Source organism: Anoxybacteroides tepidamans, assembly GCF_014201465.1.
Lineage (GTDB): Bacteria > Bacillota > Bacilli > Bacillales > Anoxybacillaceae > Anoxybacteroides > Anoxybacteroides tepidamans.
This window is the reverse complement of record NZ_JACHEP010000001.1, coordinates 32,290-42,734: the sequence shown is the minus strand read 5'-3', so window position 1 is coordinate 42,734 and position 10,445 is coordinate 32,290. Positions and strand designations below refer to the sequence as shown.

The window sequence follows — 10,445 nt, the reverse complement described above, 5'->3', positions numbered from 1 at the left end:
AAAAAGAAGAGAAAAAGGACGAAGAAAAGGACAAAGATGAGAAGAAAAAAGATGATGACAAGGATGAAAAAAAGAAAAAGGATGAAGAAAAAAACAAAGACGAGAAACGGAAAAAACAAGAGAAAGATGACAAGCATGATAAATAAAGTATGCCGTATGTTCGTCACTCGTTTGAAGTAAAAAGGATGGGGAACATGGATCAATTAAAATCATTACTTGGAAAACAAATAAAACTAGAAGTTTCTGGAGGAACGATTGTTCAAGGGGTGCTTGTTGATTTTGGTATTGATATTGTCGTGATTTATACAGGAAAAGAGTATTTGTACATTCCTCACTTGCATATTCATCACATTAAGCTTCATATTGACCCAACTATTCAAATCACAAGTCCTTTTCCAGAAGTTCCTTTGCACAACGAAGAAACGATGATTTCATATCGAAAAACATTATTGAACGCCAAAAGCCGTTTTGTGGAAATTTATGTAATTGGAAACAAATCAATCCACGGCTATATTACGAGCGTGTTAAATGATTATTTTGTGTTCTATTCTCCTGTATATAAAACGATGCTCATTTCGCTTAATCATTTAAAATGGTTCACTCCTTATCAAAAAAACATCACTCCTTACACATTAGGAAACGACGTATTGCCCGTACAGCCGACTTCTCTTGCCTTACAACGATCGTTAGAAGAACAGCTGAAAAAAATGGAAGGCCATTTAGTCATTTTTGATTTAGGGGATCACCCAATGAAAATCGGGCTGTTAAAACAAGTGCAAAACAACATTGTCCAGCTTGTCACCGCCAGCGGGGAATCGGTCTATTGGAAAGTGATTCACTTAAAAACTGTTCATTTTCCATAAACAAAAATCCCTCCTTTGACAAGGAGGGGTTCTTTAAATAAAAAGAAGGGAAACCCAAAGATACAGCATTACAAGCGTCAACACTACAGTAGGAGGAATCACAAGCAACGTGATTTTTATATAAGTCGACCAAAGAATGTGGTAGTGATATTTTTTTAAAATATGCATCCATAATAAAGTCGCTAACGTCCCTGTTGGCAAAAGCAATGAACCGATATCACTTCCGATAATCATAGCTAAATAGGCAACTTTTAAAATATCAGGCTCTATATTCATTTCTGTCAATGTCAACGTTCCAATCATTAACGCAGGATGGTTATTAAATACGTTCGATAAAATGGATAACGTGCTTCCTATAATGAAAGTTGACTGAAATAGGTTCGCAACATGTGGCTGCAATAGCTGCACTAAATAATATCCAAAGCCAATATGATTTAACCCATAAATAATGACATACATCCCAAACGCAAACACGAGTATATGCCAAGGTGCTTTGACTAACAAATCATACGGTTTCATCTTTAAAGCGTACCATCGCCAGCCTAACAACATAAACGACCCTGCGAGTGCGACGATTTCGACAGGAATGTGCATATAAGAAGCAACAAACAAGCTGATTCGAACGATTAAAACAAATAAGAGGATTAGCTTCATTTTCTTTTCCGACACTTTCATATAATCATGGACGGAACGATTTTTGAGAGGATGATGAAAGAACGAACGGGGCGTGATCGGAACAGTCATCGGGGGCAGCGTTTTTGGAATCTCGTTGTGAAAGACTAGAAATAACATACCTAGCAAAAAAAACAGTCCAAACATCGAAGGTACAAACATCATCGCTGTTTGTAAATATAAATTCATGTTGATCATTTTTAAGGAAATTAAATTCACCATATTGCTAACACCAATCGGAGCACTTGAGGCGGTCGCAATCAGTGCCCCGCTCATTAAATACGGGAGTTTTTCGTGTTTTTTTAGTTGAAAGCTATTTAAAAGCAATAACAAAATAGGGGTAGTAATCATGATGCTTCCGTCATTGTTAAAAAAAATCGTCATGAGAAAGCAAAGTGCATTCGTGTACCAAAACAGCCGAATGCCGGAACCGTTTGCCCGATTGGCAAGAATCGTAGCGATCCAGTGAAAAAAGCCGATGCTTTCTAAAACAAGCGCCATCACAAGAGTCGAAATAATTGTGATCGCTGCCCCGCTCACTTTTGTGCTAATGTCGATAAGATTTGAAATGTTAACCGCTCCGCCGACGATCACCATCACTGCACCGATCGTGGCTGGAATCGCTTCATTGATTCCTTTTGGCCTCCAATAAATAAACATCATCGTGAAGAAAAAGGCGAAGATCGTCATTACTGTCGTCATCCCAATCCCCCCTTTCTTTCCTGCTGTTTCAAAAATTTTTCATTTGTAACCATTCCTTTCAAACGTTTATATGGCGCGTTTGTACTGTATATATATGTGTCTTAAACAGAACTTGTACTACGCGATTCTCACAATTTCTACAAAATCCACATTCGTTCGCTATTGACTTTTGTAAATTTATCGTGTACTATTTACTAAGTACCATTCAGTTCGTTATATCAAGGATCGTTGTAAGTCGTGCCTCATCGGAAGAGAAGGCCCTCTTAGCAAGCCTTCCTTACGATGATGGCACGGCTTTTATGTTTTTATGAGTAATGAATGATGGTCAATCTTTAATTTGTTTTGGAGGAATTCACATGAACACAGGTACAGTAAAGTGGTTTAATGCAGAAAAAGGATTTGGATTTATCGAAATGGATGGCGGCAACGATGTATTCGTTCATTTTACCGCGATTCAAGGCGATGGCTTTAAAACGCTGGAAGAAGGACAAAAAGTGACATTCGATATTATCGACGGAAACCGTGGTCCGCAAGCGGCGAACGTACGAAAAGGATAAAAACTTGGTTACGAAAAGTGGTTCTGCTTTTGGCAGAACCGCTTTTTTTTTGGCATCTTAGGAAAACGGAATTCACACTGGCGCAGCTTCGGAGCTGTAAGGATGGATGAGAGGTAGGGCTTCCATTGTTTTACGTTTTTCGGTATGGTAATAATGGGTGAATCACCCTAGTAGAATATTCGGTTATCAAGGAACAAGTTTTTAAATGGAAATTCGATTAAAAAATCTTTCTAAACTTACTATACGAGGGGGAAGAAGGATGAGTGAACGAACGTATCGCGTATTTGTTTACGGTACGCTGCTGGTCGGCGAAGCCAATCATCATATCGCAGCTCCTTATTTGCAAAAGGTGCAACCCGGAAAAGTAAAAGGGCAGCTTTATGATGTCGGAGCGTATCCTGCGCTTGTTATTAGCGAAGAGGGAGAGGTCGTTGGTGAATGGCTGACGGTGACAGAAGAAGGAATCAAACAAATGGACATGTTGGAAGATTATGAAGAAGGCCGCGACAATAATGAATACGAGCGCGTTTGGATCAAAGACTGCGAGCAAGACATCGAAGGATATGTATACGTCTATACACGTGAAAAAGCAGCGCACCTTCCTCTTATCGAATCGGGTTCGTGGAGGGCGCATTGCAAGGCGAAGAAACAGTAAGAGGATGTCCCAAAAGTGACGGGACATCCTTTTTTACACTATATGCATACACTACATATACGTATGAATAACAACGAAAAAATCTATATGTTGTGTTCCGTTTAAGGGAAGGCGACCTTTTCAGTCAGCCTCTTTATTTTTTGTTGATCCTCACCGATATGTGACAGTGTATGCTCAAGCAGAAGGAATTCCGATGGAAAAGAAAAGGATTTGATATAAGGAAATTTTGATATAATAAGAATATAGCTAAAACCTTGGAGTGATTATTCGATGAAGAAAGTAGATTTTTCCGAATTAAATCAATGGATTTTTGAGAAAAAAAGCCATGTGGATCGGACAATATTAAGAACAAAAGCACCGGAGAGGAAAATACGTACCAGACCCCGCACTGCAGACGAAATAAAAATATTGGATGATCTATGTATGAAACGTTGGAAAAAAGCTGAAGAGGAAGGAAAGGTTAAATATTTAAAAGAGCGAGTGTGGTATTATGAATTCGATTGAAGAAGCAAAACAAAAAATTCGATTACTTGCCGCAAAAAACTCGTTTGAAAAAATGGTACAAGTAACGGCTATTTTGACAAAATTATTGGAACCTTATCGTATACGTCCCATTATTGTTGGTGGGTTAGCAGTAGAGATCTATACTAGAAGTGACTACACTACAGTTGACATTGATATCATTGTCAGCGATCGGAGACTTGCTAATGATATTCTTATTCAATTAGGGTTCATTCCAGAGGGACGTCATTGGTATCACGAGGAATTAATGGTAAGCATTGAAATTCCAAACGATATGTTAGAAGATGCTGATTATGATAAAATTATTGAGTTACAGATAGATGATCATTTAAAGGTATACGTCATTGGAATTGAAGATATTATTTTAGATAGACTACGAGCTTGCGTTCATTGGAAATCCACTTCTGATTGCGAATGGGGAAGAAGAATGCTTTTTCTTCATTTTGAACGGTTAGATTTAGATTATATGAGAAAAACAGCAAAAGTCGATCAAACAGTAGAACGTTTAGAGAAATGGATCAAGTCATACACAATGTAATAAAACCAACCTGATGTAGAAAGGTTGGTTTTACTATTTTTATAAAAAAATAAGCATAAATATGCATTTGTAACCAATGAAGGGTTTTGGAAGATATTTCTTATCAATAAAACGAATCAAACTTTTAGAATGAAAACGTTTTCTAAAAAAATTATAAAAATACAGAAAGATTTCTAAAAAAGGTATTGTCAAAATTGAAATGTTTCAATATAATAGAATCATGTTATAAAACTATACGTACGAATGTGAGGTTATGTGACATGTCTAAAGTTGTATCTTCTCAAACAAACGATCAGACAGCGGTTCTTGAGCAAATTAAAGAAACAATCAAACAAAAACATGTAGAACTTTTACATTTACAATTTGTAGACATTGAAGGCGTTTTAAAGCATGTGACGGTAACAGCTGAGCAACTGGACGATGTGGTGGAAGGAAAAATTATGTTCGACGGCTCTTCCATCAAAGGTTTTTCTCCGATCAACCGTTCAGACCTTTACCTTCTTCCTGATTTAAATACGTTCGCCGTATTGCCTTGGACAGTCGAAGAAGGATATGCGGAAGCGCGTTTCCTTTGTTCGGTAACAAATCCCGACGGAACATTGTTTGAGGGCGATCCGCGTAACGTATTGAAAAAAACAGTTGAACGTGCGGCGCAAAAAGGCTATACCATTTCAGTTGGTCCAGAGTTAGAGTTTTTCTTATTTAAAACAGATGAAAACGGAAATCCGACGACACAACCGCAAGATAACGGCGGATATTTTGAACCATCGCCAAAAGATCTTGGTGAGCGCGTTCGTTTAGAAATTTACCGCGCATTAAAAGCAATGGGCTTTACGATTGAAGCATCTCATCACGAAGTGGCAGAAGGCCAACATGAAATCAACTTCAAATATGCGGATGCGTTAGGTTCAGCAGATAACGCTACGACATACAAATGGGTCGTGAAAACGATCGCGAGCAAATACGGGCTTCACGCGACATTTATGCCAAAACCGGTGTTTGGCATTAACGGATCTGGTATGCATGTTAACATGTCTTTATTTAAAGACGGCGAAAATGCGTTCTTTGATCCGAGCGATGAAAACCAACTTTCGGAAACAGCCTACCAATTTATCGCTGGTTTATTGAAAAACGTGAAAAGCTTTGCTGCGGTAACTAACCCGTTAGTCAACTCGTACAAACGTCTTGTGCCGGGCTATGAAGCGCCGTGCTACATCGCTTGGTCAGCGTCGAACCGTTCAGCGCTCATTCGTATTCCAGCGAAGCGCGGTTTAGCAACTCGCGTCGAGCTTCGTTGCCCAGATCCATCATCGAACCCATACTTAGCGTTTGCGATTATCGCTGCGGCAGGTCTTGATGGGGTAGAGAAAGGATTGCAAGCGCCAGCTCCAATCGACGAAGATATTTTCCACATGACAGAAGAGCGCCGTGCGGAACTTGGCATCGAAAATCTTCCTGGCAGCTTAGGAAAAGCAATCGAAGAGTTTGAGAACGGCACGATCGGCCGCAATACGTTAGGCGATCATGTTTTCGGTGAATATGTGGCAATGAAAAAAGCAGAATGGGACAGCTACCGCACAGCTGTACACGCTTGGGAAATCGAACAATATCAAGCGAAATTCTAAAAAGAGAACGGCCACTGAAAAGATTGTAAAGTCAATCTTTTCAGTGGCTTTTTTTATGAACTTACTATATTACGTTTATTTGTATAGTTAGATGTGCTGATTAACCACTAAAAACTAGTTGATATCGCTATATTCCTAGCTTTTCTGCCGTAGTCGGCTAAGCTCAGCTTGCCGACTGGGCATGCGTACAGCATGCCCTCCTCGAACAATGAACACTTTGCGGGGCCCGTCGACGTTCTTGTTCGAGGAAAGAGGCAGAAAAGCTTGTGTTCAGCCATATGATTCTATGTTTTTTAGTAAAATAATGGATAATCAACACTAGTGTAGCAGAATAATAAAAAATTAATCACCACTCAATTAGTATGAGACATAAACGATAAATGATAATTAGCCTCCCTTGGTAATGCAATCGTTTATGTCTTTTTTTATTTGTTATTATAGAGATTATCTCTTTAATTTGGTAAAATATTCTGTAAATATAAAAACAGGAGATGGTATGATGCATAAACCCGTTGATTTAGGTCATGGCATTTCATTGATCGATTTGTTTGATTTAGGGGTTGCTAAGCGCACCGGTACATATGTGTTTCACGAAGAAGAGTTGACGATTATTGAAACGAGCGCAAGTCCATCTATACCTCATTTGTTGAAAGGGTTAGAAGCTTTAGGATTGAATGCTGCGGACATTCGAAACATCATCGTGACCCATATTCATTTGGACCATGCCGGCGGGGCAGGTTTGCTGTTGGAAAAATGCCCAAATGCCCGCGTCATCGTTCATCCAAGAGGGAAGCGGCATTTAGCCGATCCTTCAAGGCTCATTCAAGGGGCGAAAGCAGTATATGGCGAAAAGTTTGACGAATTGTTCGAGCCAATTGTACCGATTCCGGAAGATCGATTAATTGTCAAAGAAGATGGAGATACGCTGCAGCTTAGCGAACATCGCACGTTAACATTTTTCGATACACCGGGGCATGCGAATCATCATTTCTCTATTTATGATTCCCTCAGCAACGGAATTTTCACGGGGGACACGGTTGGAGTGTTTTATCCCCAACTGCTTGAATACGGAGTAGAGCTTTACTTGCCTTCGACTTCGCCAAACCAGTTTGATCCAAATGTTATGCTTCACTCAGCAAAGCGGCTAGAGGAAATGAAGCCGGACCGGATTTATTTCGGGCATTTTGGCGTGTCCGAACATCCAAGTGCAGTATTTGAGCAATTGCGCTACTGGCTTCCAAAATTTGTAGAGGCGGGCGAACGAGTCATGAATGAACAATCTCTCGCTTCGTTTGAAGAAAAAACAAAAGCGGTCACGAAGGAATTTTTGGAACTTGTGCAACCTTACTTGGATGAGCGTTGCGTGCCGCGCCACGCCGACGTTTACCAAGTCATCCATCTGGATTTAAGCGTTTGTGCGATGGGAATGGTTGATTATTGGCAAAAACGATTCGCCGAATGAAAGCGGTTGCGATATGCGCCGCTTTTTTTGATAAGAAAATCTTGAATCCCTGTCTAGATTCGGCTTCCAACCTCAGCTTTTCTTAATGGTGTATGATTATGCTTATAATAAGAAAGTGGTGTATGATGAAAATAACAGTTGTTTTCAGAAAGGGTGATTGTGTGAACAGCAACATCGTCAAAATCATTGCCATTCTTTCAATCGTCGCAAGCGGACTATGGATCTTTGGACTTGGCGTAATGGTTCAAGATCAATTTTTTCATAAAGCGACTCCGCTTCGAAAAGAAATTACTAGTCAAACAGAAACCGCCAACGATCAACAGCTCCATCTTGTTGCGCTTGGCGACTCATTAACGCGCGGCACCGGTGACGAAACAGGGAAAGGATATGTCGGATATATTTTGGACGAGCTGCGCACGAAAACGAAACAACCGATCCAAGTGACTAATTTAGCGATTAAAGGACAGCGATCCGCAGGACTTGTCAAACAGCTTCAACAAGCCGAAGTCCAGCGCCAACTCAAACAGGCGGATTTTGTTTTCATGACAATCGGCGGAAACGATTTATTTCAAGGAGGGGAAACGATCCGAAACTTTTCGATCGCCCGTATCAACCAAACGAAAGCATCTTACCTTCGAAATTTAGATGCGATTTTCCGAACGATTCGAACCGTCAATCCGCAGGCGATTGTTTTTTATATTAGCCTTTACAACCCGTTTAATCAGTTAAACAACGCCAAAACAACGTCTGCAATCGTGCGCCAATGGAATTATGATTCAGCGGAAGTAGCGGCACGCTATCCAAACATCATTGCGGTGCCAACATACGATTTATTCGAACTTCATGCGAACGAGTATCTTTACAGCGATCAGTTTCACCCGAACAAGGAAGGATACAAGCTCATCGGTGAACGGGTGGCCTCACTTATTACGTTCACGAAAGGGGAAAGAAAATGACAGACACATTGGTTGTTCAAGGTTTACGAAAAACAATCGGAAAAAAAGAGATCATTAAAGGGCTTTCTTTCACATTGCGCGAAGGGGAAGTGTTCGGTTTTTTAGGCCCTAACGGAGCGGGAAAAACGACCACGATCCGCATGCTTGTCGGTTTAATCAAACCGACATCTGGTCATATTTCCATTTGCGGGTATGATCTACGCCGCCAATTTTCGCAAGCGATTCGCCATATTGGCTGCATCGTTGAAAATCCGGAGTTATATCCTTATTTGAGCGGGTGGGAAAATCTTGAACATTTTGCGCGCATGGTGCCTAACATCCCGAAAGAACGGATTAGCGAAGTCGTGGAACTCGTCGGATTGCAAAACCGTATCCATGACCGCGTCCGCACGTATTCGTTAGGAATGCGGCAACGGCTTGGCATCGCACAAGCGCTATTAGGGAATCCGAAAGTGCTGATTTTAGATGAACCGACGAACGGACTAGACCCTGCCGGCATTCGCGAAATGCGGGAATTTATTCGGTTTTTAGCGGAGAAAGAAGGATTAAGTGTGCTCGTGTCTTCCCATTTATTAAGCGAAATTCAACTCATGTGTGACCGAGTAGCGATTATGTCCAAAGGAGAAATTATTCGCATCGACACTGTCGAAAATTTATTAAAGGAACAGGCCCGCGTCTATTGGAAAGCAGCGCCGCTTGATCAGGCAAAAAAAATATTAGCGGAACAAACGACCGTGCTAGGTGAAAAAGACGACGCGATTGTCACGTTTTACGAAGCGGGTCAATTGTCTGCTTGGAACGAAAAGCTCGTGCAAGCAGGCATCCGTGTCAGTGAAATTCAACCGAAACTGCCGACGCTTGAAGATTTATTCATTGAACTGACGGGAGGTGAGACGATTGATTAATCTCGTGTACAACGAAATGTTGAAAATTGTCCGCAAAAAACGGCTTTTCATTATTGCGGCCATTATCGCCGTACTTGTCGGGCTTTTTACATATGCGCAATTGAAACACGTCCAAGAAGTGCAAAAACGGTTGGGAACCAATGATTGGCGCACGCAGCTTCAACAGCAAATTATCGATACGCAAAACCGGCTGAATTCAAGCGGCATCTCGGAAGAATGGCGCAAATTTTTACAAATTCGCCTTCAGCAACAACAATACTACTTAGACCACAATATTAATCCATCGGCACCAGGCGCTCCGACGTTTATGCGAATGTTTGTTGAAAACTCGATTGAATTGTTTCTTCCGTTGATGGTCATGGTGGTGGTCGCCGACTTAGTATCGTCAGAGGCAAGCGGAGGGACGATTAAGTTGTTGCTGACGAGGCCTGTGAAAAGATGGAAAATATTATTAAGTAAATACATCGCTATGCTTTTATCGGTTTCTTTTATCGTATTGTCGCTTGTCTTCCTTTCTTATCTCATTTCTGGAACTGTATTTGGATATAGCGGCTGGAATTTGCCTTTGCTAACAGGATTTGCAGTGCACGGTGAAGAATTAGATACAACAAACGTTCATTTGCTTTCACAATGGAAATATTTACTTATCGAGCTTGGGCTCGCTTGGTTTGTGGCGATAGTAGTCGGAACATTGACGTTTATGTTGTCGGTGTTGATGAGGAGCACGGCCGCTGTCATGGGTATTATGTTAGCCGCGCTCATTTCTGGCGCCATTTTATCGAACATGGTTTCTTCTTGGAAATCGGCGAAATATTTATTTATGGTCAATCTTCGTTTGACCGACTACATCAGCGGAACTGCACCACCTATCGATGGCATGACGCTTGGATTTTCGATGAGCGTCTTAGCCATTTGGGGAATAGCTGCTTTATTCATTTCTTTTCTCGTCTTTACGAAACGCGATGTCTATTAATGTCTTCCCTCTCGC

General features: G+C 40.9%; 11 protein-coding genes. 10 read left to right on the top strand and 1 reads right to left on the bottom strand.

Annotation, left to right across the window (positions count from 1 at the left end):
* The first annotated feature begins 194 nt into the window (after positions 1-194).
* Positions 195-863, top strand: a complete 669-nt coding sequence (locus HNQ34_RS00195) for a DUF2642 domain-containing protein (protein WP_183250770.1) — start codon at positions 195-197, stop codon at positions 861-863.
* A gap of 33 nt (positions 864-896) precedes the next feature.
* Here the strand turns inward: HNQ34_RS00195 and HNQ34_RS00190 are convergent, their stop codons facing one another.
* Entirely contained in the window at positions 897-2,219 is a 1,323-nt protein-coding gene (locus HNQ34_RS00190) for an arsenic transporter (RefSeq protein ID WP_312856083.1), read from the bottom strand.
* Between the two features lie 374 nt (positions 2,220-2,593).
* Between HNQ34_RS00190 and HNQ34_RS00185 the strand changes: the two genes are divergently transcribed.
* The 9 genes from HNQ34_RS00185 to HNQ34_RS00145 all read left to right on the top strand — a co-directional run bounded on the left by HNQ34_RS00185 (position 2,594) and on the right by HNQ34_RS00145 (position 10,430).
* Positions 2,594-2,794, top strand: coding sequence for a cold-shock protein (locus HNQ34_RS00185; protein ID WP_183250769.1), 201 nt, complete (start codon positions 2,594-2,596; stop codon positions 2,792-2,794).
* Positions 2,795-3,053: 259 nt separating this feature from the next.
* Complete coding sequence (locus tag HNQ34_RS00180) at positions 3,054-3,449, top strand: gamma-glutamylcyclotransferase family protein (protein ID WP_183250768.1); 396 nt, start codon at positions 3,054-3,056, stop codon at positions 3,447-3,449.
* A gap of 270 nt (positions 3,450-3,719) precedes the next feature.
* Positions 3,720-3,953, top strand: coding sequence for a hypothetical protein (locus HNQ34_RS00175; protein WP_183250767.1), 234 nt, complete (start codon positions 3,720-3,722; stop codon positions 3,951-3,953).
* Positions 3,940-4,509: a DUF6036 family nucleotidyltransferase gene (locus HNQ34_RS00170; RefSeq protein WP_183250766.1), complete on the top strand. Its 570-nt coding sequence runs from the start codon at positions 3,940-3,942 to the stop codon at positions 4,507-4,509. Before HNQ34_RS00175 ends, HNQ34_RS00170 begins: the two co-directional genes overlap by 14 nt.
* Before the next feature lie 260 nt (positions 4,510-4,769).
* Positions 4,770-6,134 (top strand): type I glutamate--ammonia ligase, encoded by a 1,365-nt coding sequence (gene glnA / locus HNQ34_RS00165; protein ID WP_183250765.1) that lies wholly within the window; start codon positions 4,770-4,772, stop codon positions 6,132-6,134.
* 499 nt (positions 6,135-6,633) lie between these two features.
* Positions 6,634-7,596, top strand: a complete 963-nt coding sequence (locus HNQ34_RS00160) for an MBL fold metallo-hydrolase (RefSeq protein ID WP_183250764.1) — start codon at positions 6,634-6,636, stop codon at positions 7,594-7,596.
* Positions 7,597-7,757: 161 nt separating this feature from the next.
* Complete coding sequence (locus HNQ34_RS00155; protein WP_183250763.1) at positions 7,758-8,552, top strand: SGNH/GDSL hydrolase family protein; 795 nt, start codon at positions 7,758-7,760, stop codon at positions 8,550-8,552.
* The gene (locus tag HNQ34_RS00150) at positions 8,549-9,457 is read left to right on the top strand and encodes an ABC transporter ATP-binding protein (protein ID WP_183250762.1); all 909 of its coding nucleotides are present in this window, start codon (positions 8,549-8,551) and stop codon (positions 9,455-9,457) included. The genes HNQ34_RS00155 and HNQ34_RS00150 overlap by 4 nt, the downstream gene beginning before the upstream one ends.
* The gene (locus tag HNQ34_RS00145; protein WP_183250761.1) at positions 9,450-10,430 is read left to right on the top strand and encodes an ABC transporter permease; all 981 of its coding nucleotides are present in this window, start codon (positions 9,450-9,452) and stop codon (positions 10,428-10,430) included. The genes HNQ34_RS00150 and HNQ34_RS00145 overlap by 8 nt, the downstream gene beginning before the upstream one ends.
* Positions 10,431-10,445 lie beyond the last annotated feature (15 nt).